Annotated in this window: 19 protein-coding genes; 15 read left to right on the top strand and 4 right to left on the bottom strand. The window is 58.4% G+C overall.

Features of this window, described 5'->3' with window-relative positions:
- Positions 1 to 32 precede the first annotated feature (32 nt).
- Positions 33 to 2444 carry a DNA translocase FtsK gene (locus QYH43_RS06955; protein ID WP_095059529.1) on the bottom strand — a complete coding sequence of 804 codons (2412 nt, stop codon included), beginning with the start codon at positions 2442 to 2444 and terminating at the stop codon, positions 33 to 35.
- Positions 2445 to 2749: 305 nt separating this feature from the next.
- Here QYH43_RS06955 and trxB point away from each other — a divergent pair, with 305 nt between their 5' ends.
- The 4 genes from trxB to infA all read left to right on the top strand — a co-directional run bounded on the left by trxB (position 2750) and on the right by infA (position 5547).
- Entirely contained in the window at positions 2750 to 3709 is a 960-nt protein-coding gene (gene trxB / locus QYH43_RS06950) for a thioredoxin-disulfide reductase (protein WP_095059530.1), read from the top strand.
- Between the two features lie 62 nt (positions 3710 to 3771).
- Entirely contained in the window at positions 3772 to 4452 is a 681-nt protein-coding gene (gene aat, locus QYH43_RS06945; RefSeq protein ID WP_095059531.1) for a leucyl/phenylalanyl-tRNA--protein transferase, read from the top strand.
- A gap of 57 nt (positions 4453 to 4509) precedes the next feature.
- Positions 4510 to 5217 carry an arginyltransferase gene (locus QYH43_RS06940; protein WP_301156704.1) on the top strand — a complete coding sequence of 236 codons (708 nt, stop codon included), beginning with the start codon at positions 4510 to 4512 and terminating at the stop codon, positions 5215 to 5217.
- Positions 5218 to 5328: 111 nt separating this feature from the next.
- Complete coding sequence (gene infA, locus QYH43_RS06935) at positions 5329 to 5547, top strand: translation initiation factor IF-1 (protein ID WP_002553999.1); 219 nt, start codon at positions 5329 to 5331, stop codon at positions 5545 to 5547.
- 129 nt (positions 5548 to 5676) lie between these two features.
- Here the strand turns inward: infA and clpA are convergent, their stop codons facing one another.
- Together clpA and clpS are read right to left on the bottom strand one after the other, a co-directional pair.
- Complete coding sequence (gene clpA / locus QYH43_RS06930) at positions 5677 to 7947, bottom strand: ATP-dependent Clp protease ATP-binding subunit ClpA (RefSeq protein ID WP_095151611.1); 2271 nt, start codon at positions 7945 to 7947, stop codon at positions 5677 to 5679.
- Positions 7948 to 7977: 30 nt separating this feature from the next.
- A complete protein-coding gene (gene clpS, locus QYH43_RS06925) occupies positions 7978 to 8340 on the bottom strand; it encodes an ATP-dependent Clp protease adapter ClpS (protein ID WP_046032480.1) in 363 nt (120 codons plus the stop codon).
- Between the two features lie 224 nt (positions 8341 to 8564).
- Between clpS and cspD the strand changes: the two genes are divergently transcribed.
- Positions 8565 to 8831: a cold shock domain-containing protein CspD gene (gene cspD / locus QYH43_RS06920; RefSeq protein WP_095059533.1), complete on the top strand. Its 267-nt coding sequence runs from the start codon at positions 8565 to 8567 to the stop codon at positions 8829 to 8831.
- A gap of 80 nt (positions 8832 to 8911) precedes the next feature.
- On the opposite strand, the gene icd is transcribed toward cspD, so the two are convergent.
- On the bottom strand, positions 8912 to 10168 hold the full coding sequence (icd, locus tag QYH43_RS06915; protein ID WP_095059534.1) for an NADP-dependent isocitrate dehydrogenase: 1257 nt from the start codon (positions 10166 to 10168) through the stop codon (positions 8912 to 8914).
- Positions 10169 to 10662: 494 nt separating this feature from the next.
- Here icd and QYH43_RS06910 point away from each other — a divergent pair, with 494 nt between their 5' ends.
- From QYH43_RS06910 to QYH43_RS06865, 10 genes are all read left to right on the top strand, one after another.
- Entirely contained in the window at positions 10663 to 12888 is a 2226-nt protein-coding gene (locus QYH43_RS06910; protein ID WP_095059535.1) for an NADP-dependent isocitrate dehydrogenase, read from the top strand.
- A gap of 197 nt (positions 12889 to 13085) precedes the next feature.
- A complete protein-coding gene (locus QYH43_RS06905; RefSeq protein WP_095059536.1) occupies positions 13086 to 13532 on the top strand; it encodes an NUDIX hydrolase in 447 nt (148 codons plus the stop codon).
- Positions 13533 to 13591: 59 nt separating this feature from the next.
- A complete protein-coding gene (gene mnmA, locus QYH43_RS06900) occupies positions 13592 to 14725 on the top strand; it encodes a tRNA 2-thiouridine(34) synthase MnmA (protein ID WP_095059537.1) in 1134 nt (377 codons plus the stop codon).
- Positions 14722 to 15345 (top strand): high frequency lysogenization protein HflD, encoded by a 624-nt coding sequence (gene hflD, locus QYH43_RS06895; RefSeq protein ID WP_301156703.1) that lies wholly within the window; start codon positions 14722 to 14724, stop codon positions 15343 to 15345. Before mnmA ends, hflD begins: the two co-directional genes overlap by 4 nt.
- Positions 15346 to 15469: 124 nt before the next feature.
- A complete protein-coding gene (gene purB, locus QYH43_RS06890; RefSeq protein ID WP_095059539.1) occupies positions 15470 to 16840 on the top strand; it encodes an adenylosuccinate lyase in 1371 nt (456 codons plus the stop codon).
- A gap of 86 nt (positions 16841 to 16926) precedes the next feature.
- Positions 16927 to 18096: a cupin domain-containing protein gene (locus QYH43_RS06885; protein ID WP_301156701.1), complete on the top strand. Its 1170-nt coding sequence runs from the start codon at positions 16927 to 16929 to the stop codon at positions 18094 to 18096.
- Positions 18089 to 18514: a GNAT family N-acetyltransferase gene (locus QYH43_RS06880; RefSeq protein WP_032829897.1), complete on the top strand. Its 426-nt coding sequence runs from the start codon at positions 18089 to 18091 to the stop codon at positions 18512 to 18514. Before QYH43_RS06885 ends, QYH43_RS06880 begins: the two co-directional genes overlap by 8 nt.
- 290 nt (positions 18515 to 18804) lie before the next feature.
- Positions 18805 to 19566 carry a secretin N-terminal domain-containing protein gene (locus QYH43_RS06875; protein ID WP_301156700.1) on the top strand — a complete coding sequence of 254 codons (762 nt, stop codon included), beginning with the start codon at positions 18805 to 18807 and terminating at the stop codon, positions 19564 to 19566.
- A 475-nt stretch (positions 19567 to 20041) separates the two neighbouring features.
- Complete coding sequence (gene aceA / locus QYH43_RS06870) at positions 20042 to 21367, top strand: isocitrate lyase (protein WP_034146910.1); 1326 nt, start codon at positions 20042 to 20044, stop codon at positions 21365 to 21367.
- A 634-nt stretch (positions 21368 to 22001) separates the two neighbouring features.
- Positions 22002 to 22415, top strand: coding sequence for an NADH-quinone oxidoreductase subunit A (locus QYH43_RS06865; protein ID WP_003223812.1), 414 nt, complete (start codon positions 22002 to 22004; stop codon positions 22413 to 22415).
- Positions 22416 to 22419: the final 4 nt, after the last annotated feature.

Below are 22419 nucleotides of genomic sequence, written 5' to 3'. Positions count from 1 at the left end.
GCGTCAGGGACGCCGCCCCTTTCAAAATCAGGTCAGTCGCGCACCGGGCCCGGGGCCAGGACTTCACGCGAACCGTTGGTGTTCATGGACGTCACGACCCCGGCCATTTCCATGGCTTCGATCATGCGCGCGGCGCGGTTGTAGCCGATCTTCAGCTTGCGCTGAACCGCGGAGATGGAAGCACGACGGCTTTCCAGGACAAACTGAACCGCTTCGTCATACAGCGCGTCAGCCTCTGGATCATCGCCGTCGCCGCCACCGCTACTGCCTTCAAAGCCGCTACCGGCCTCTTCGACACCGTTGAGAATGTCGTCGTTGTACTCCGGCGCACCCCGCAGTTTCCAGGCTTCCACCACGCGGTGAACCTCATCATCGGAAACAAACGCACCGTGGACACGAATCGGCAGGCTGGTGCCTGGCGGCATGTACAGCATGTCACCGTGCCCCAGCAATTGTTCGGCGCCGCCCTGGTCGATGATGGTCCGCGAGTCGATCTTGCTCGACACCTGGAACGCCATGCGGGTCGGAATGTTAGCCTTGATCAGACCGGTGATCACATCCACCGACGGACGCTGGGTCGCGAGGATCAGGTGGATACCGGCTGCCCGCGCCTTCTGGGCGATACGGGCAATCAGCTCTTCAACCTTTTTGCCGACGATCATCATCATGTCGGCGAATTCGTCCACCACCACCACGATGGTTGGCAGCTTTTGCAGCAACGGCGCTTCGTCGTGGATGCTTTCACGCTTGTACAGCGGATCGCTCAACGGCTCGCCGGCGTCCTGGGCTTCCTTGACCTTGGCGTTGAAGCCGGACAGGTTCCGTACACCCATCTTCGCCATGAGCTTGTAGCGGCGTTCCATTTCGGCAACGCTCCAGCGCAAGGCGTTGGCGGCGTCCTTCATGTCGGTCACCACCGGGCACAGCAGGTGCGGAATGCCTTCGTAGATCGACAGCTCGAGCATTTTCGGGTCGATCATGATCAATTTGGCGTCTTCCGGGCCAGACTTGAACAGGATCGACAGGATCATCGCGTTCACACCCACCGACTTACCGGAACCGGTCGTACCGGCCACCAGCAAGTGCGGCATCTTCGCGAGGTCGGTGATGACCGGTTTGCCGCCGATGTCATGGCCCAGCGCCAGGGTGACCGGGGATTTGAAGTTGTCGTACTCGGGGGTCGATAGAACTTCTGAAAAACGCACGATCTGCCGGTCTTCGTTGGGAATCTCGATACCGACCGTGGTCTTGCCCGGAATCACTTCCACCACACGCACGCTGGTGACGGCCAGGGAACGGGCCAGGTCTTTTGCCAGGTTGGAAATACGGCTGACCTTGACTCCGGCAGCAGGCTGGATCTCGTAACGGGTAATGACCGGGCCAGGATGGATCGAATCCACCGTGACTTCGACGCCGAATTCCTTGAGCTTGATTTCCAGCAGATGGCCGACCGCGGCCAGGGATTCAGGCGAATAGTTGAGTTGTTTCTTTTCCGCGGGATCGAGAATCGAGATCGGCGGCAAAGTGCCTTCCACGGCGCTGTCTACAAATAGCGGCGCCTGTTTCTCTTTCTCGACGCGTTTGCTCGGCGCTGCGGGCTTTGGCGGGGCTGGCGCGATGACCGGCGGAACCTGCTTCTCGCGCTCGGACATGTGCTTGCTCAAGGCCTGCTCACGTTCGATCAAACGCTCCTTGACCTTGGCCTGCTCGCGCTTGTCGGTGACGCTCGGGGCGACCACTTCATCCATGCGATCGTCGACTTCACGCAATTGTGCGACCAGTTGCTTGCGTTCGGTACGGGCAGCCCACCAGCGATTCGCGGCGCTCTGGAACAGCTCGAACAGGTCGAGGGTGATTTTCCCGGTGACGTCCATCACCTTGAACCACGACAGATCAGTGAACACGGTCAGGCCAAACAGGAACAGTGCAATGAACAGCAATGTGCTGCCCTGGATATTCAACGCGTTCCTGGCCAGGTCGCCGAGGCTTTCACCCAGCGCACCGCCCGCACCGGCCGGCAGACCGGTCGCGGCGTGGAAATGGATATGGGCCAGGGCCGCGCCCGACAGCACCAGGAACACCAGGCCGATCAGGCGCCAGGAGAACAGCCAGCCGCTCCACTGCCACGGCTCGTGGCGCTGGCGGAAGATCTGATACGCCTTGATCGCCAGCAGCAACGGGAAGATGTAGGCGAAATAACCCAGCACCATGAACAGGATGTCGGCGCTGTAGGAGCCTGCCGGCCCACCGAAATTCTGAACATCGTCAATCTTGCTGTTATGGCTCCAACCCGGATCGTCCTTGCCGTAGGTCAGCAAGGCCATCATCAGGAACAGGCACAAGGCACCGATGGCGATCAGCGCACCTTCCTTGAGTCGGTAGTGCAAGTGCTGGCGCCAGAGCGGAACGACGGCTGGTTTAGGTGCTGCGGTGGATTTCTTCAAAACGCTTCTTTTCCTGCGCCAACGGCGCGTCCATCTGTTGAATGACTATGAAAACTGCCAAAAACCGCCCAATCCAGGCGGGTAAAAAAGTTAACACGCGTAACCGGGACTACTTTTAACACTACGCTCCGGTTTTTATAAACACGGTGCGTACTGAATATATGTAACACGCAAGGCATTGTACGGGTTTGTGCGCACTACACCATGCCTGAGCCCCTTGTGTGCAGCATAGTCAACGGCACATGACATGCAGAGCAATTTGAGCATGCATTCTCTTTTGTGACAAAGGCTTATGAGGTGTTTTTATGAGTGAAGCGAAGCATCACCGCCTGATCATTCTAGGCTCCGGCCCCGCCGGTTACAGCGCGGCCGTGTATGCCGCCCGCGCCAACCTCAAACCCGTTGTCATTACCGGCATACAGGCCGGGGGCCAGCTCACCACCACTGTCGAAGTCGATAACTGGCCAGGGGATGTCGAAGGCCTCACCGGCCCGGTCCTGATGGAGCGCATGCAAAAGCACGCCGAGCGCTTTGCCACAGAGATCGTTTACGACCACATCCATACCGCCAAGTTGCAGCAACGCCCGTTCGAACTGATTGGCGATGGCGGCACGTATACCTGTGACGCATTGATCATCGCCACCGGCGCTTCGGCGCAATACCTTGGGTTGCCGTCGGAAGAAACGTTTGCCGGCAAAGGCGTTTCGGCTTGCGCAACCTGTGACGGATTCTTTTATCGCAATCAGGTGGTCGCGGTGGTGGGCGGTGGCAATACGGCCGTCGAAGAAGCGCTGTACCTGTCGAACATTGCCAAAGAAGTGCATCTGATTCACCGCCGCGACAAACTGCGCTCGGAGAAAATCCTCCAGGACAAACTCTTCGAAAAAGCCGCCAACGGTAATGTTCGCCTGCACTGGAACCAGAATCTGGACGAGGTACTGGGTGATGCCAGCGGCGTGACCGGCGCCCGCCTGCGCGACAGTCATACCGGTGAAACCCGGGAGTTACCGCTGGCCGGCGTGTTTATCGCCATCGGGCACAAACCCAATACCGACCTGTTCACAGGCCAACTGGAAATGCGTGACGGCTATCTGGTGGTCAAGGGCGGCAGCGAGGGCGATGCCACGGCCACGGCCATCGCCGGCGTGTTTGCCGCCGGTGATGTGGCTGACCATGTCTATCGCCAGGCCGTCACTTCGGCCGGTGCCGGTTGCATGGCGGCGCTGGACGCCGAAAAATACCTCGACGACATTCCAACCGTTTGAAGGCAAACTTTATGGCGGGCCAAAACCCGCCATTGCCCTCCCCTTCTGTAAGTCCGGATGCCATGCTGACCTGGTTACAACGCAATACCTTGCACTTCCCACCGCTGGAAAAAGCCATGCGCGACCCCAACGGGCTGCTGGCCGCCGGTGGCGATCTGTCCGCCGATCGGCTGATCTCGGCCTATCGCCACGGCTGTTTCCCATGGTTTTCCGAAGGCCAGCCGATCCTCTGGTGGTCGCCGGATCCGCGCACCGTTCTGTTTCCCGACGAATTGCACGTTTCCCGCAGCCTTAACAAACTGCTGCGCCAACAACGCTATCAAGTGACCTTCGACGAAGATTTTGCGGCCGTCATCCGCGCTTGTGCCGCGCCTCGGGATTACGCCGATGGCACCTGGATTACCGAAGCCATGCAGAACGCCTACATCGAACTGCACAAGCGTGGGCACGCGCACTCGGTGGAAGTCTGGGACGGGGACGAATTGGTCGGCGGCCTGTACGGCCTGGCGATGGGCCGGTTGTTTTTCGGCGAGTCCATGTTCAGCCTCGCTGACAACGCCTCGAAATTCGGCTTTGCCACACTGGTCAAGCATCTGAAAGACTCGGGTTTTGTACTGATCGATTGCCAGATGCCTACCGATCACCTGCATAGCCTGGGCGCCCGGGCGATTCCACGCCGCGAGTTTGCCAATTACCTTGCGCAGTATCTGGACCAGCCCAGCAGCGCCAATTGGGTTTGCTGAGCGACTTTTGCGCGTGTGGCTTACACTTAATCCAAAGCACTATCCCGAGGGTTGATCATGACCGAGTTGGCGCGTTTGAAGTTCTATGCCACTCAGCCGCACTCTTGCAGTTATCTGCCAGAGGAGCAGGCCACAACCTTGTTCCTCGACCCTAGCCAGCCCATGGATGTGCATGTCTATGCAGATCTGTCAGAGATGGGTTTTCGTCGCAGTGGCGATCATCTCTATCGGCCGCATTGCCAGAATTGCAATGCATGCGTACCGGCGCGCATTCCCGTGGCGCAATTCACGCCCAACCGGCAGCAAAAACGCATTTTCAAGCGCAATGCCGATTTACAGGTACGGCCGGCCAAGCCCGGATTCAGCGAAGAGTATTTCAGCCTCTACCAGCGCTATATCGAACAGCGTCACGCCGATGGCGACATGTACCCGCCGAGCCGCGATCAGTTTTCGACGTTCCTGGTGCGCGACCTGCCGTTTTCCCGTTTCTATGAGTTCCGCCTCGATGGCCGGCTGCTGGCCATTGCCGTGACCGATCTGCTGCCAAACGGAATGTCCGCGGTCTATACCTTCTACGAGCCCGCGGAAGAACGCCGCAGCCTCGGGCGCTATGCGATTCTCTGGCAAATCACCGAGGCCCAGCGGCTGGGTCTGGAGGCGGTTTATTTGGGCTACTGGATCAAAAACTGCAAAAAAATGAACTACAAGACGCAATATCGACCCATTGAACTGCTGATTAACCAGCGCTGGGTGGTTCTAAATTAGGGCAAACCCTAAACCCCTTGGCTTAAACCCCCTTTTTCGGGCACAATGCACGCCGCTTTTGCCTGGCGCAGTTGCACCGGGCCATTCATTGGACACCGAGGGCTTTACTGCATGTCGAAAGAAGACAGCTTCGAAATGGAAGGCACTGTCGTCGACACCCTGCCCAACACCATGTTTCGTGTGGAGTTGGAAAATGGGCACGTCGTAACCGCGCATATTTCCGGCAAGATGCGCAAGAACTACATCCGCATTCTTACCGGCGACAAAGTGCGCGTCGAGCTGACGCCCTATGACTTGAGCAAAGGGCGCATCACTTACCGCGCTCGCTAATCAAGTCAATACAAAACGCCCGGCTTATGCCGGGCGTTTTTGTTTGCAGATTGTTTACACGACAATCCTGTAGGAGCGGCGGACAACAAAAAGGCGCCTTTCGGCGCCTTTTTGATTAGCTTCTAAACGTCAGGCCATCTCGGCTGTCGTCTCGAACTCGAACGTCAGTTCTCCGTCCTTGATGTCGATGTGCACCACACCGCCATGCTCGGCCAGTTCGCCAAAGAGAATCTCTTCCGCCAGCGGACGCTTGATCTTGTCCTGGATCAGGCGAGCCATAGGTCGAGCCCCCATTGCCGCGTCGTAACCACCCGCCGCCAGCCAGCCGCGAGCGGCATCGGTCACTTCCAGCAGCACACGCTTGTCTTCCAGTTGCGCCTGAAGCTCGGTAAGGAACTTGTCCACCACGCTTTTGATGACCTCATGGCTGAGGCGACCAAACTGGATAATGGTGTCCAGACGGTTACGGAATTCCGGCGTGAAGCTCTTCTTGATCACCTCCATCGCATCGGAAGAGTGATCCTGATAGGTGAAACCGATCGAAGCACGAGCTGCGGTCTCGGCACCGGCGTTGGTCGTCATGATGACGATTACGTTACGGAAATCCGCCTTGCGCCCGTTGTTGTCGGTCAGCGTACCGTGGTCCATGACCTGCAGCAGCAGGTTGAAGACTTCCGGATGCGCCTTCTCGATTTCATCGAGCAGCAGCACGCAATGAGGCTGCTTGGTGATGGCTTCGGTCAGCAGACCGCCCTGATCGAATCCGACATAGCCTGGAGGCGCACCGATCAGACGCGATACGGTGTGGCGCTCCATGTACTCGGACATGTCGAAACGAACCAGCTCGACGCCCAACGCCTTCGCCAGCTGACGCGCCGCTTCGGTTTTACCGACACCGGTGGGACCTGCGAACAGGAACGAACCGACAGGCTTGTCAGGTGACTTGAGACCGGCACGAGACAGCTTGATCGCGGTCGCCAGGGAATCGATTGCGGCATCCTGGCCAAACACGGTCAACTTCAGATCACGCTCAAGGTTACGCAGCAGTTCTTTGTCGGAGCTGGTGACGTGTTTTGGCGGAATTCGCGCGATTTTCGCAACGATGTCCTCAACTTGAGGTACTTCGATGCGCTTCACACGCTTCTCGACCGGTTGCAGGCGCTGATAGGCACCCGCCTCGTCGATGACGTCAATGGCCTTGTCCGGCATGTGACGGTCATTGATGTAACGCGAAGCCAGTTCGGCAGCCGCGCGCAGGGCTTCATCACTGTATTCGATATTGTGATGGCTCTCGAAACGACCCTTCAAGCCGCGCAGAATGCCAATGGTGTCTTCTACCGATGGCTCCGACACATCGACCTTCTGGAAGCGACGAGCCAAGGCACGGTCCTTCTCGAAGATCCCGCGGAATTCCTGGAAAGTGGTCGAACCGATGCAACGAATATCGCCAGACGACAGCAACGGCTTGAGCAGGTTCGAGGCATCCATGACGCCACCGGACGCGGCACCCGCACCGATGATGGTGTGAATCTCGTCGATGAACAGGATCGCCTGCGGGCGTTTTTTCAGCTCATTGAGCAACGCCTTGAAGCGCTTCTCGAAATCGCCGCGGTATTTGGTACCGGCCAGCAAGGCACCCAGGTCGAGGGAATACACCACACTGTTGGCCAGCAAATCCGGCACTTGATTGTCGACAATGCGCTTGGCCAGGCCTTCGGCAATCGCGGTTTTACCCACGCCCGCCTCGCCCACCAGCAGAGGATTGTTTTTGCGACGACGCGCCAGGATCTGCGCGACGCGCTCGACTTCCAGCTCACGCCCCACCAGCGGATCGATACGACCCTGGCGCGCGAGTTCGTTCAAGTTGCTGGCATAAGCATCCAGAGGATTGCCTGAAGAAGAAGACTCACCGCCCTCGTCGTCCTGCATATCTTGCTCACCTTCAGAGTGATCGCCATGCCCCGGCACTTTGGAAATGCCATGGGCGATGTAATTGACGACATCAATGCGCGCAACGCTCTGCTGTTTCAGCAGGAACACCGCCTGACTCTCTTGCTCACTGAAGATCGCGACCAGCACATTGGCGCCAGTCACTTCACGCTTGCCCGAGCTCTGTACGTGAAACACAGCACGTTGCAGTACACGCTGGAAGCCCAGGGTTGGCTGGGTTTCACGATCCTCGTCATGGACAGGGATCAATGGCGTGGTGGAGTCGATGAACTCCTGCAGGTCATGCTTGAGTTTGTCGAGGTTTGCACCGCACGCACGCAAAACGGTGGCGGCAGCCTCATTATCCAATAGGGCCAGCAGGAGGTGTTCGACGGTCATGAACTCATGACGCTTCGAACGGGCCTCCTTGAAGGCAAGATTGAGGGTGACTTCGAGCTCGCGGTTTAACATAGCTTCACCTCATACCCAAGTGGTCGGCGATTAACCGTCCTTCTCGATTTCACAGAGTAGCGGATGCTGGCTTTCCCTGGCGTACTGGTTGACCTGCATGGCCTTGGTCTCGGCGATGTCGCGGGTAAACACTCCACATACTGCCCGTCCTTCTGTATGGACGGCTAGCATGACCTTGGTCGCCAGCTCGCGATTCAGGTTAAAAAACACCTCGAGCACTTCGACGACGAAATCCATCGGTGTGTAGTCATCATTAAACAAAACCACCTTGTACATCGGCGGCGCCTGGAGTGCAGGCTTGGCCTCCTGAACAGCAATGCCTGCGGAATCGTCGTCGTGTGAATCAGGGCGATCCTGATTGAATGTTAGTCGAATCTGGCTGATTGCATGCATGGAAAGAAAGGTTCGTCAGTTGTTCGATTACAGTGGTGGGGGCGGCTATCAGCGTTTTCAACTCCGAGTGCCAGGTCTGCTTGACTATCGGCAAAACGGTGTTACAACCAATAGAGCCCACAGTGGGTAAAAAAGGTCCGCGGAGTCAATCTTATTTACTGATTCGACTGCGGATGTACTGGATGATACTCCAGTGATGGAGTCTGTTGCAGAGGGAGTTGGGTATGTCAGGTGTCAAGGTCAGCGGTAAGGTCAAATGGTTCAACAACGCCAAGGGTTACGGTTTCATTAATGAGGACGACAAAACAGAAGACCTGTTTGCCCACTACTCGGCCATTCAAATGGATGGTTACAAGACACTGAAAGCCGGCCAGGCTGTCTCTTTCGAAATCATCCAGGGGCCAAAAGGTCTGCACGCCGTCAACATCGGCAACCCTGTAGAGGCTTCGACAATCGCGACGCATGCCGAGCAACAGACCGTGACGGCCTAAGACCACGCCGTCATCCAGTCATAAAAAACCGCCCGAATCAATCAACTGAGTCGGGCGGTTTTTGTGTGACTGTTGCTTTGTTACATGTGCGAGATCAGCGCATCACCGAAGCCGGAAGAGGACACCAGCGTGGCGCCTTCCATCAGACGTTCGAAGTCATAGGTCACAGTTCTGGCGGAAATTGCGCCATTGGTACCCTTGATGATCAGGTCAGCCGCTTCGGTCCAGCCCATGTGGCGCAGCATCATTTCCGCAGACAGGATCAGTGAACCAGGGTTGACCTGGTCCTTGCCGGCGTACTTCGGCGCGGTGCCGTGAGTGGCTTCGAACATGGCCACGGTGTCGGACAGGTTGGCACCTGGCGCAATACCGATACCACCCACTTCTGCCGCGAGGGCGTCGGAGAGGTAGTCGCCGTTCAGGTTGAGGGTTGCGATGACGTCGTATTCAGCCGGGCGCAGCAGGATCTGCTGGAGCATGGCATCGGCGATGGCATCCTTGACGATGACGTTCTTGCCGGTTTTCGGGTTCTTGAACTGCATCCACGGACCACCGTCGAGCAGGGTCGCGCCGAACTCTTCAGCCGCCACTTCGTAGGCCCATTCCTTGAAGGCACCTTCAGTGAACTTCATGATGTTGCCTTTGTGCACGATGGTCAGCGAATCGCGATCGTTGTCGACCACATATTGCAGAGCCTTGCGCGCCAGACGCTTGGTGCCTTGCAGCGAGACCGGCTTGACGCCGATGCCGCAGTTTTCGTCGAAACGGATCTTGGTGACACCCATTTCCTCCTTGAGGAACTTGATGACCTTGGTCGCTTCCGGCGAACCGGCCTTCCACTCGATACCGGCGTAGATGTCCTCGGAGTTCTCACGGAAGATCGTCATGTCGACATCGCCTGGCTTCTTGACCGGGCTCGGCACGCCTTCAAACCAGCGCACCGGGCGCAGGCAGACGTACAGGTCGAGTTGCTGGCGCAGGGCCACGTTGAGGGAACGGATACCACCACCAACCGGCGTGGTCAGAGGGCCCTTGATGGAAACTACGTAATCCTTGACCGCATCCAGGGTTTCCTGAGGCAGCCAGGTGTCCTGATCATAAACCTGGGTCGCTTTTTCCCCGGCGTACACTTCCATCCAGGAAATCTTGCGCTCGCCGCCGTAAGCCTTTTTCACAGCAGCATCGACAACCTTGATCATGACCGGACTGATGTCGACACCAATGCCGTCGCCTTCGATGAAGGGAATGATCGGGTTATTAGGAACATTGAGAGAATGGTCTGCATTGACGGTGATTTTGTCGCCGACGGCTGGAACCTGAATCTTCTTGTAACCCATGCTGAACTCCATTGATTGGATTGAACATCTGGCCTGGTTCGAGCGTAACCCAGTTAAATCGGCGCGCAAACCCTATGTTCGGCCCATCTGCACCAAAGCCGCATAACTCGCGCGCTACAAGCCTGAAAGCAAAGGGAAAAGCGCCAAAACCAAGCACGACAAATCACCCTACGCCTGACTCGCCCCTGCGACCTTTAGACCAATGGACGACATTTGTCGCGTGTGAACCATCGGCAGATTGCCAGCAACCTATGTATAATGCCGCCGCTGACTAAAGGGTCACGCCGGACTGAACAGCTCTACGACGAGTGTTTCGGCCCGACGAGCCGGTCTGTTATCGCAGTCCGGCTACTTGACGCCCTACTGATGCACCCAACATCACAGCAACGAAACCTCGATATTCGGCTCATGGATGACTTTGAACGAACGCGCTTACCCGGCGCACCTCGAGTTTCTGCGCACGCTTTAGCAAAGAAGAGAGAGTTAATCCGAATATGCCCACCCGCTCGAAGATCATCTATACCTTCACCGACGAAGCTCCTGCCCTCGCCACCTATTCACTGTTGCCTATCGTAGAGGCGTTCACCGCCTCGGCTGATATCGCCGTTGAAACCCGCGATATCTCTCTTGCAGGGCGCATCCTGGCCAGCTTCCCCGAGCAACTGGGTGACAAAGCCGTAGCCGACCACCTCGCCGAACTCGGCGCCCTGGCCGTTACGCCTGAAGCCAACATCATCAAATTGCCGAACATCAGCGCCTCGGTTCCGCAACTGCAAGCCGCGATCAAAGAGCTGCAAGCCCAGGGCTTCGCACTGCCGGACTACCCTGAGACCGTCACCAGCGAGGCCGACAAAGAAGCCAAGGCCCGCTACGACAAAATCAAGGGCAGCGCCGTGAACCCGGTTCTGCGCGAAGGCAACTCCGACCGCCGCGCCCCGCTGTCGGTGAAGAATTACGCTCGCAAGCACCCGCACAAAATGGGCGCCTGGGCCAATGACTCCAAGTCCCACATCGCGCACATGAGCACCGGTGATTTCTACGGCAGCGAAAAAGCTGCCCTGATCGAAGCCGCTGACGCTGTGAAAATCGAGCTGATCGCTCAAGACGGCACCACCACCGTCCTGAAAGCAAAAACCACCGTACAAGCCGGTGAGATCCTCGATTGCGCGGTACTGAGCAAAAACGCCCTGCGCAGCTTCATCGCAGCCGAAATCGAAGACGCCAAGGCCCAAGGCGTGCTGCTGTCGGTTCACCTGAAAGCCACCATGATGAAGGTCTCCGACCCGATCATGTTCGGCCAGATCGTTGCCGAGTTCTATAAAGACGCACTGACCAAGCACGCTGACGTGCTGGCACAGATCGGCTTCAACCTGAACAACGGCATCGGCGACCTGTACGCTCGCATCAAGGCCCTTCCGGCCGAGCAGCAAGCGCAGATCGAAGCTGACATTCAAGCGGTCTACGCTGTTCGCCCATCGCTGGCGATGGTCAACTCCGACAAAGGCATCACCAACCTGCACGTGCCGAGCGACGTCATCGTCGACGCCTCGATGCCAGCCATGATCCGTGACTCCGGCAAGATGTGGGGCACCGACGGCCAGCTGCACGACACCAAGGCCGTGATCCCGGATCGCTGCTACGCCACCATCTACCAGGCCGTGATCGAAGATTGCAAAGCCAACGGTGCGTTCGATCCGACCACCATGGGCAGCGTGCCGAACGTCGGCCTGATGGCGAAGAAAGCCGAAGAATACGGTTCCCACGACAAGACTTTCCAGATCAAGGCTGACGGCGTTGTTCGCGTCACCGACAGCAAGGGCGACCTGCTGATGGAACAGTCGGTTGAAGCCGGCGACATCTTCCGCATGTGCCAGACCAAAGACGCGCCGATCCAGGACTGGGTCAAACTGGCCGTCAACCGTGCTCGCGCAAGCGCTACTCCAGCGATTTTCTGGCTGGACCCGATGCGCGCCCACGACGGCGTAGTGATCGAGAAAGTTCAGGCTTACCTGAAGGATCACGACACCGCCGGTCTGGACATCCAGATCATGGCGCCGGTCGACGCAATGAAATTCACTCTGCAACGCACCCGCGACGGCAAGGACACCATCTCGGTGACCGGCAACGTTCTGCGCGACTACCTGACTGACCTGTTCCCGATCATGGAACTGGGCACCAGCGCCAAGATGCTGTCGATCGTACCGCTGATGAACGGCGGCGGCCTGTTCGAAACCGGCGCTGGCGGTTCGGCACCGAAGCACGTTCAGCAGCTGCTGGAAGAAAACTTCCTGCGCTGGGATTCCCTGGGTGAGTTCCTGGCCCTGGCCGCTTCCCTTGAGCACCTGGGCGTGAACTACAACAACCCCAAGGCGCTGGTTCTGGCCAAGACCCTGGATCAGGCCACCGGCCAGTTCCTGGACAACAACAAGTCGCCATCGCGTAAAGTCGGCAACATCGACAACCGCGGAAGCCACTTCTACCTGGCGCTGTACTGGGCTCAAGCCCTGGCTGCCCAGACCGAAGACGCTGCACTGCAAGCGCAGTTCGCGACCCTGGCCAAAACCCTGACCGAGAACGAGGCGACCATCGTTGCCGAACTCAACGCCGTTCAGGGCAAGCCAGTCGACATCGGCGGTTACTACCACGCCGACGCCGAGCTGATCAGCAAGGCCATGCGCCCAAGCGCAACCTTCAACGCGGCCGTTGCTGCGCTGGTGTAAGGTTGTAAGGGAACATCACAAACCCCGGCCCCGTGCCGGGGTTTGTGTTTGTGGGGATCTACGCTACCCCCCTTGTAGGAGCCGGCTTGCTGGCGATAGCGGTTTATCATTCATATCTTCGTTGACTGATACGCCGCTATCGCCAGCAAGCCGGCTCCTACAGGTTTGTATTTCAACATCAGAATTGAGGACATCTCATGGACTGGAAACCCCACATCACCGTCGCCACCATCGTCGAAGACAACGGCCGCTTCCTGATGGTCGAGGAGCTCAAGCACGGGCGCGTGGTGCTCAATCAGCCCGCCGGCCACCTGGACCCGAACGAAACCCTCACCGAGGCCGCCGTGCGCGAAACCCTCGAAGAAACCGGCTGGGACGTCGAAGCGACCGGCGTTCTGGGCATTTACCTCTACACCGCCCCGAGCAACGGCGTGACCTACCAGCGGGTCTGCTTTATCGCCAAACCGCTCAAACACCACCCGGATTATCAACTGGACGACGGCATCGTCGGCGCCAAGTGGTTGACCCGCGAAGAATTAATCGAGCAGCGCGACAACTGGCGCAGCGAGCTGATCATCCACTGCATCGACGACTATCTGGCAGGCATTCACTTCGGCCTCGAATTGATCCGTCCTTCTCTTTAGCCATGCAGGCTCCAGCCTGATAGAATCGCGTCCTTTTTCAAGACACTCATTAAATTCCTATGCGTGATCCAGCCCCTTCTGACACACAAAAGAAGCGCGTCATTGTCGGCATGTCCGGCGGCGTGGACTCCTCCGTTTCTGCCCTCCTGCTGATCGAGCAGGGTTATGAGGTGGAAGGCCTGTTCATGAAGAACTGGGAAGAAGACGATGGAACGGAATACTGCACCGCCATGGACGACCTGGCGGATGCGCAAGCCGTGTGCGACAAGATTGGCATCAAGCTGCACACCGCCAACTTCGCGGCAGAGTACTGGGACAACGTGTTCGAGCATTTCCTGGCCGAATACAAGGCCGGTCGCACGCCGAACCCGGACATCCTGTGCAACCGCGAGATCAAGTTCAAGGCGTTCCTCGACTACGCCATGGTGCTCGGCGCCGACCTGATCGCCACCGGCCACTACGTGCGTCGCCGCGACATCGACGGCCGCACCGAACTGCTCAAAGGCCTGGACCCGAACAAGGATCAGAGCTACTTCCTGCACGCCGTCGGCGGTGAACAGATCGCCAAGACCCTGTTCCCGGTCGGTGAGCTGGAAAAACCGCAAGTACGCGCGATTGCCGAGAAATACGAACTGGCGACCGCCAAGAAAAAGGACTCCACCGGAATCTGCTTTATCGGCGAGCGCCGCTTCAGCGACTTCCTCAAGCAGTACCTCCCGGCGCAACCGGGCGAAATCAAGACCACCGAAGGCGAGATCATCGGCCGTCACCACGGCTTGATGTACCACACCATCGGCCAGCGTCAGGGCCTGGGCATTGGCGGCTTGAAAGACGCCAGTGACGAGCCGTGGTACGTGCTGATCAAAGACCTGGAACACAACGAGCTGATCGTCGGCCAGGGCAATGACCATCCATGGCTGTTTTCCCGCGCCCTGCTCGCTTCAGACATCTATTGGGTCAACCCGGTCGACCTGAGCCAGCCGCGCAAACTGACCGCCAAGGTTCGTTATCGCCAGAGCGACCAGCCGTGCATCCTGGAAAAGACCGCCACCGGTTATCGCGCGACCTTCGATGATCCGCAACGCGCGGTTACCCCAGGCCAGTCCGTGGTGTTCTACGACGGCGAAATCTGCCTCGGCGGCGGCGTGATTGAAGTGGCAGAGCCGTGGACGAGCAAGGGCCAGGCCCTATGAATCCGATTCAGGAGCAACTGACGGCGCTGGGCGGCGTATTCCTCGCCGCCGTGCTGGTCGACAAGATCGCCAAGACCGGCCAGACCAGTGAAGCCGGCCTGACCTGCATGCTCGGCAGCCTGTTGATCCGCGACCCCAAGGACACACTGGAAGTCTACGGCGGCGACGACCTCAATCTGCGCGAAGGCTATCGCGCATTGATCGGCGCCCTCGAACGCGACCCGAGCACCCTCCAGCGCGAGCCGCTGCGCTATGCGCTGGCCATGCTGGGCCTTGAGCGTCAGTTGGCCAAGCGCGGCGAAATGCTGGACGTGATCGGCAAACGCCTGCCGCAGATCCAGTCACAGGTCGAACACTTCGGCCCGGCCCACGAAAACGTGATCGCCGCGTGCGGCGCGCTGTACCAGGACACCCTGAGCACCCTGCGCCAACGCATCCAGGTGCACGGCGACATGCGCAATCTGCAACAACCGAGCAACGCCTCGAAAATTCGTGCCCTGCTGCTCGCCGGCATTCGTTCGGCACGCCTGTGGCGGCAGTTGGGCGGGCATCGGTGGCAGCTGGTGATCAGCCGCCGCAAACTGCTGAAAGAGCTTTACCCCTTGATGCGTAACGAATAACCCGCATCGACGGAACCGAACTTAGCAATACGCGTAATACGCCGGTCAGTTGGCGACGGACCGGCGGATTTTTTCATGTATGATACGCGCCCCATTTCGTTGCCCGACTGTCCGAGAACACCCCATGCAGCTCTCTTCGCTCACTGCGGTTTCCCCTGTTGACGGCCGCTACGCCGGCAAAACCCAGGCCCTGCGCCCAATTTTCAGCGAGTACGGCCTGATCCGTGCCCGCGTTCTGGTTGAAGTGCGCTGGCTCCAGCGCCTGGCCGCTCACCCTGCCATCAGCGAAGTGCCGGCGTTCTCCGCCGAAGCCAACGCTGTGCTGAACACCCTGGCGGAAAACTTCTCTCTGGAGCACGCCGAGCGTGTCAAAGAGATCGAGCGCACCACCAACCACGACGTCAAAGCCATCGAGTACCTGCTCAAAGAGCAAGCGGCCAAGCTGCCGGAACTGGCCAAGGTCAGCGAGTTCATCCACTTTGCCTGCACCAGCGAGGACATCAACAACCTGTCCCACGCTCTGATGCTGCGCGAAGGCCGTGATGACGTGATGCTGCCGCTGATGCGCCAGACCGCCAACGCCATCCGCGAACTGGCCATCCGCTTCGCCGACGTGCCAATGCTGTCGCGCACCCACGGTCAACCGGCCTCGCCGACCACCCTGGGCAAAGAACTGGCGAACGTGGTTTACCGTCTGGAGCGTCAAATCGCTCAAGTCGCTGCCGTTCCGCTGCTGGGCAAGATCAACGGCGCTGTCGGCAACTACAACGCCCACCTGTCGGCCTACCCTGAGATCGACTGGGAAGAAAACGCCCGCGCCTTCATCGAAGACGAGCTGGGCCTGGGCTTCAACCCGTACACCACGCAGATCGAACCGCACGACTACATTGCCGAGCTGTTCGACGCGATCGCACGCTTCAACACCATCCTGATCGACTTCGACCGCGACATCTGGGGCTACATCTCCCTGGGTTATTTCAAACAGCGCACCATCGCTGGCGAAATCGGCTCGTCGACCATGCCGCACAAGGTCAACCCGATCGACTTCGAAAACTCCGAAGGCAACCTGGGTATCGCCAACGCACTGTTCCAGCACCTGGCAAGCAAGCTGCCGATCTCCCGCTGGCAGCGCGACCTGACCGACTCCACCGTCCTGCGCAACCTCGGTGTCGGCTTCGCCCACAGCGTGATCGCGTACGAAGCCAGCCTCAAAGGCATCAGCAAGCTGGAGCTCAACGCGCAGAAGATTGCCGCTGACCTGGACGCTTGCTGGGAAGTATTGGCCGAGCCGATCCAGACCGTGATGCGTCGCTACAACATCGAAAACCCGTATGAAAAGCTGAAAGAACTGACCCGCGGCAAGGGCATCAGCCCTGAAGCGTTGCAAACTTTCATCGACGGCCTGGATATGCCGGCCGCCGCCAAGGCTGAGCTGAAATTGCTCACCCCGGCCAACTACATCGGTAACGCTGTAGAGCAAGCCAAACGCATCTGATCGACCGCTAGACCCCTTTAAGACGCCCGGCCGCGCCGGGCGTTTTTATTCCCGTATGGAAAGTGCTTTTTTTCAATAGGTTACACATGAATCCTGACATTCCTCTGCAACTTCTGGGCGGCATCACGGCACGCGAGTTCCTGCGCGACTACTGGCAGAAAAAACCGCTGCTGATCCGCCAGGCCATTCCTGATTTCGAAAGCCCGATCGACGCCGACGAATTGGCCGGCCTGGCGCTGGAAGAAGAAGTCGAATCGCGCCTGATCATCGAGAATGGCGAGCGCCCATGGGAACTGCGTCGCGGCCCGTTCGCCGAAGATGAATTCAGCAAGCTGCCGGAACGTGACTGGACCTTGCTGGTTCAAGCCGTTGACCAGTTCGTGCCGGAAGTCAGTGAACTGCTGGAAAATTTCCGTTTCCTGCCGAGCTGGCGCATCGACGACGTGATGATCAGCTTCGCCGCCCCGGGTGGCAGTGTCGGCCCACACTTCGACAACTATGACGTATTCCTGCTGCAAGGCCACGGCAAGCGCAATTGGAAAATCGGCCAGATGTGCGACTCCGAAAGCCCGCTGCTGCAACACGCGGACTTGCGCATCCTCGCCGAATTCGAAGCCACCGATGAGTGGGTACTGGAACCGGGCGACATGCTTTATCTGCCGCCACGTCTGGCTCACTGCGGCGTAGCCGTCGACGACTGCCTGACCTACTCCGTCGGCTTCCGCGCACCGAGCGCCGCTGAAGTGCTGACCCACTTCACCGACTTCCTCAGCCAGTTCCTGCCGGACGAAGAGCGCTACACCGACGCCGACGCCCAGCCTGTAGCCGATCCACACCAGATCCAGCATGACGCCCTCGATCGCCTGAAAAGCCTGCTGGCCGAGCACATGAGCGACGAACGCCTGCTGCTGACCTGGTTCGGCCAGTTCATGACCGAGCCGCGTTATCCGGAGCTGGTGGCCGGTCCGGAAGACATCGCAGAAGAAGACGTCCTCAGCGCACTGGAAGAAGGTGCGGTGCTGATCCGCAACCCAAGCGCACGCCTGGCCTGGTCGGAAGTTGATGACGATCTGCTGCTGTTCGCCAGCGGCCAGAGCCGTTATCTGCCGGGCAAACTGCGCGAGCTGCTGAAGTTGATCTGCGCCGCCGACGCACTGCACACCGACAACCTTGGCGATTGGCTGAGCGACGAAGACGGCCGCGGCCTGTTGTGCGAACTGGTCAAGCAAGGAAGCCTGGGGTTTGCCGATGAATAAGATTCACGTACGTGTCGCAGACTGGCAAAAGGACAACGCCGAGATCCGGCGCATTCGTGAGACGGTGTTCGTCGCCGAGCAGTCCGTACCACCAGAACTGGAATGGGACGCTGACGACATTGATGCAGTGCATTTCCTCGCCTACGAAGGCGACTTTCCGATTGGCACCGCCCGCCTGCTGCCCGACGGTCACGTCGGCCGGGTATCGGTGCTCAAGGACTGGCGCGGTTTGAAGGTTGGCGACGCCCTGATGCAAGCGGTGATCGGTGAAGCCGAAGAGCGCGGACTGAAGCAGCAGATGCTCAGCGCTCAGGTGCAAGCCACGGCGTTCTATGAGCGCCTGGGTTTTCACATGGTCAGTGAAGAGTTCCTGGAAGCAGGGATTCCGCACGTAGACATGGTTCGCCATTCTGCTTAAGACTTTGTGGCGAGGGAGCAAGCTCCCACCGGGCTGCGCAGCAGTCCTGAAAATCTAAGGGCCGCTTCGCGCCCCAGCGGGAGCAAGCTCCCTCGCCACAAAAGCTGCATGCAAACATCACAAAACGCCCCGCCATCTCCGGATGCCGGGGCGTTTTGCTGTCTACCATTCAACTAAACCCACCCAAGGCCGACAAACTGGCACTATCAGTAAAAACCAACGGCAAGATCAACAGATCGCAGCCTTCGGCAGCTCCTACGGGCTTTGTTTATTTGGCGGAGATAACGGATATGTCCCTACGCACCCTGCTCACCACCCTGTTGGTGACCTGCAGTTTTTCGGTCATGGCAGCCACCGAAATCGTGCCCCTGAACAACCGCACCAGCGCCGATCTGCTGCCGGTGGCACAGGACTTCATCGGCAAGGATGGGCAGGTCAGCGCCTACGGCAATCAGCTCATTGTTAACGCCGATCAACGCAAGATCGACGAACTTAAAACCCTGATCTCACAACTCGACACCGCACCCAAACGCCTGTTGATTACGGTCGACACCAGCGACAGCAACGCTCAGGGTGATCAGGGTTACTCGATGAACGGCGCCAAGCCAAACCAGACCCGCATCATCAGTTACAGCACCGATAGTCGTGACGGCGGCACTCAGCAAGTGCAGGCCAGTGAAGGCACCCCCGCACTGATCCAGGTCGGCCAGAGCGTGCCGCTGACCAGCTCGCAGTCCGACTCCTACGGCGATCTGCGCAGCCAGACTGAATACCGCAACGTCACTCAAGGCTTCTACGTCACCGCCAACGTCACCGGCGACATCGTTCACCTGTCGATCAGCACCAACCGTGACCGCATGAGCCAGGAACGTCCCGATGTAGTGAACGTGCAAAGTACCGACACAACCGTCACCGGTCGCCTTGGCGATTGGATCCTGCTGGCCGGGGTGAATGGCCAGACACAGGCCGACAAACAAGGCACAGCCCGCAGCTACTCGACCCAAAGCCGCGACGACATGACACTGCGGGTGAAAGTCGACACCCTGGACTAAAGCACCAAAAACTGACTGAGGAGTCGTATTAGACCAAAGATGTAGTGCCTGAAAAAAAGCACTACAAAACGTTTGACGAGCCAAAAAAGCAAAGGCATGATGGCCTCGCTCCCGCTAATCAGAGGCCCTGGCAAGGGCCTTCGAGGCGATGTTCGCATCTACCCCCCGCGAACCGCTTCGTGTCTATACCGCCCACAAGGTGTGTTTGACGAGGTTGTCGACTGGAACGAAGTTGTCCCGAGGGACGGAAGCGTAATAGGTAACCCGGCACCACACTGATGTTCGTACCAAGGCCCACGACGCCCGAATGCGCCCGCAGTTCGCCTTTACCTGCTCACTTCCCCTCGAGCCCATCGTTCATCCCGTCGCCCTCCCCGCCGGACCCGACCTGACCCACTAAGCTTCTGGTCAGCGAGCGCAGGAATTTTCCACCGCAGTACAACTTTTCATAAAAGACGCGACGAGGTTTATCTCCATGGCACTGACACGCGAACAGCAAATTGCAGCCCTCGAAAAAGACTGGGCTGAAAACCCGCGCTGGAAAGGCGTGACACGCACTTACTCCGCTGCTGACGTCGTCCGTCTGCGTGGCTCGGTTCAACCTGAGCACACCTTTGCAAAAATGGGCGCCGAGAAGCTGTGGAACCTGGTCACCCAGGGTGCCAAGCCAGCCTTCCGTCCAGAGAAAGATTTCGTCAACTGCATGGGCGCCCTGACCGGCGGCCAGGCTGTACAACAAGTCAAAGCTGGTATCCAGGCGATCTACCTGTCGGGCTGGCAAGTTGCTGCGGACAACAACTCCGCCGAATCGATGTACCCGGACCAGTCGCTGTACCCGGTGGACTCGGTTCCAACCGTGGTCAAGCGCATCAACAACTCGTTCCGTCGTGCCGACCAGATCCAGTGGAAAGCCGGCAAGAACCCGGGCGATGACGGCTACATCGACTACTTCGCTCCAATCGTTGCTGACGCTGAAGCCGGTTTCGGCGGCGTACTGAACGCTTACGAGCTGATGAAGAGCATGATCGAAGCTGGCGCCGCCGGCGTTCACTTCGAAGACCAACTGGCTTCCGTGAAAAAATGCGGCCACATGGGCGGCAAGGTACTGGTTCCTACCCAGGAAGCTGTACAGAAGCTGACCGCTGCCCGTCTGGCTGCTGACGTTGCCGGTACTCCGACCATCATCCTGGCTCGTACCGACGCTAACGCCGCCGACCTGTTGACGTCGGACTGCGACCCGTACGACCAGCCATTCGTGACTGGCGAACGCACCCAGGAAGGCTTCTACAAAGTACGCGCCGGCCTGGACCAGGCAATCGCCCGTGGCCTGGCTTACGCTCCGTACGCCGACCTGATCTGGTGCGAAACTGCCAAGCCAGACCTGGACGAGGCTCGTCGCTTCGCTGAAGCGATCAAAAAGGAATACCCGGACCAACTGCTGTCGTACAACTGCTCGCCTTCCTTCAACTGGAAGAAAAACCTGGACGACGCGACCATCGCCAAGTTCCAGCGCGAACTGTCCGCCATGGGCTACAAGCACCAGTTCATCACCCTGGCCGGCATTCACAACATGTGGCACAGCATGTTCAACCTGGCGCACGACTACGCCCGCAACGACATGACTGCCTACGTGAAGCTGCAAGAGCAGGAATTCGCTGACGCGTCGAAGGGCTACACCTTCGTGGCTCACCAGCAGGAAGTGGGCACCGGCTACTTCGACGACATGACCACCGTGATCCAGGGTGGCTCGTCTTCGGTAACCGCACTGACCGGTTCGACTGAAGAAGAACAGTTCCACTGATCTGCTTCGCTTGAGTAAACGGCCGCTGCGGACCGATTAGAAACCGCAACGCCGCACATCTGACGCCCCGACTGGTTCGGGGCGTTTTTTTGCCTGGGATTTCACCGTCCCTTGTAGGAGCTGGCTTGCCAGCGAAGAGGCCCGAAAGCCATGCACTGAATGAACGGACGCTTTCGCTGGCAAGCCAGCTCCTACGGGTTATGCGTCACAATCACGATCACTGCCTGGTCGAAATCTTTGATCCAGAGCGCTGCGACTGTCAGAAAAATCCACTAAGACGCTCACCGCCTCTACTTGCAGTAACGCGCATATAAGGCAACTTCCTGCGCACTTGCCGGATAAACACTTTAAAAATCACGCCAAACAATATTGATTATCATTTAGCGCAAACTATGTTCGTTACATTCCCAACAAAACATAATTCACGAAATGCCGGCTAATGCCCAAGGGGCAAGGCCTGTGGGGGGTTTCCAGTGCGCTATGTCCTTATTCCTATAATAAATTTCGCTATAGGAATTTTACTTGCCGGGTGTTTAGCCATAAAATCAGCGGGATTGATTGCTGCGACATATCGTCACTGCGTTGTTACTTTTTCAAGCTCAGAGACCTTTGCTCTCTGTTAAGGATTACCAGCATGCCCGAAGCGACAGGACTCATGGCCCACAACTGGGGCTTTGCCATTTTCCTTCTAGGCGTCGTCGGCCTTTGCGCCTTCATGCTGGGCGTCTCCAGCCTCCTTGGGTCAAAAGCCTGGGGCCGCAGCAAAAACGAACCGTTCGAGTCCGGCATGCTACCTACAGGTGGCGCCCGCTTGCGGCTCTCAGCCAAATTCTATCTGGTCGCGATGCTCTTCGTGATCTTCGATATCGAAGCCCTTTTTCTCTTTGCATGGTCTGTGTCCGTCCGCGAAAGCGGCTGGACCGGATTCGTCGAAGCTCTCGTTTTCATAGCAATTCTGTTGGCAGGCCTTGTCTACCTATTCCGAGTGGGCGCCCTTGACTGGGCTCCGGAAGCTCGGCGCAAGCGGCAAGCGAAGCTGAAACAATGAGGCT

This window comes from Pseudomonas sp. C32, assembly GCF_030417915.1.
GTDB lineage: Bacteria > Pseudomonadota > Gammaproteobacteria > Pseudomonadales > Pseudomonadaceae > Aquipseudomonas.
The sequence above is the reverse complement of the archived record's forward strand: the minus strand, read 5'-3'. Positions and strand labels throughout refer to the sequence as shown.

Excerpts from the sequence above, each read along its gene's own strand:
- QYH43_RS06910 (WP_095059535.1), top strand. The coding sequence starts at position 10,663 with ATGCCCACCCGCTCGAAGATCATCTATACCTTCACCGACGAAGCTCCT.
- QYH43_RS06865 (WP_003223812.1), top strand. The coding sequence starts at position 22,002 with ATGCCCGAAGCGACAGGACTCATGGCCCACAACTGGGGCTTTGCCATT.
- QYH43_RS06940 (WP_301156704.1), top strand. The coding sequence starts at position 4,510 with ATGACCGAGTTGGCGCGTTTGAAGTTCTATGCCACTCAGCCGCACTCT.
- QYH43_RS06875 (WP_301156700.1), top strand. The coding sequence starts at position 18,805 with ATGTCCCTACGCACCCTGCTCACCACCCTGTTGGTGACCTGCAGTTTT.
- hflD (WP_301156703.1), top strand. The coding sequence starts at position 14,722 with ATGAATCCGATTCAGGAGCAACTGACGGCGCTGGGCGGCGTATTCCTC.
- mnmA (WP_095059537.1), top strand. The coding sequence starts at position 13,592 with ATGCGTGATCCAGCCCCTTCTGACACACAAAAGAAGCGCGTCATTGTC.
- infA (WP_002553999.1), top strand. The coding sequence starts at position 5,329 with ATGTCGAAAGAAGACAGCTTCGAAATGGAAGGCACTGTCGTCGACACC.
- clpS (WP_046032480.1), bottom strand. The coding sequence starts at position 8,340 with ATGCATGCAATCAGCCAGATTCGACTAACATTCAATCAGGATCGCCCT.
- icd (WP_095059534.1), bottom strand. The coding sequence starts at position 10,168 with ATGGGTTACAAGAAGATTCAGGTTCCAGCCGTCGGCGACAAAATCACC.
- aat (WP_095059531.1), top strand. The coding sequence starts at position 3,772 with ATGCTGACCTGGTTACAACGCAATACCTTGCACTTCCCACCGCTGGAA.
- trxB (WP_095059530.1), top strand. The coding sequence starts at position 2,750 with ATGAGTGAAGCGAAGCATCACCGCCTGATCATTCTAGGCTCCGGCCCC.
- QYH43_RS06880 (WP_032829897.1), top strand. The coding sequence starts at position 18,089 with ATGAATAAGATTCACGTACGTGTCGCAGACTGGCAAAAGGACAACGCC.
- cspD (WP_095059533.1), top strand. The coding sequence starts at position 8,565 with ATGTCAGGTGTCAAGGTCAGCGGTAAGGTCAAATGGTTCAACAACGCC.
- QYH43_RS06905 (WP_095059536.1), top strand. The coding sequence starts at position 13,086 with ATGGACTGGAAACCCCACATCACCGTCGCCACCATCGTCGAAGACAAC.
- clpA (WP_095151611.1), bottom strand. The coding sequence starts at position 7,947 with ATGTTAAACCGCGAGCTCGAAGTCACCCTCAATCTTGCCTTCAAGGAG.
- aceA (WP_034146910.1), top strand. The coding sequence starts at position 20,042 with ATGGCACTGACACGCGAACAGCAAATTGCAGCCCTCGAAAAAGACTGG.
- QYH43_RS06885 (WP_301156701.1), top strand. The coding sequence starts at position 16,927 with ATGAATCCTGACATTCCTCTGCAACTTCTGGGCGGCATCACGGCACGC.
- purB (WP_095059539.1), top strand. The coding sequence starts at position 15,470 with ATGCAGCTCTCTTCGCTCACTGCGGTTTCCCCTGTTGACGGCCGCTAC.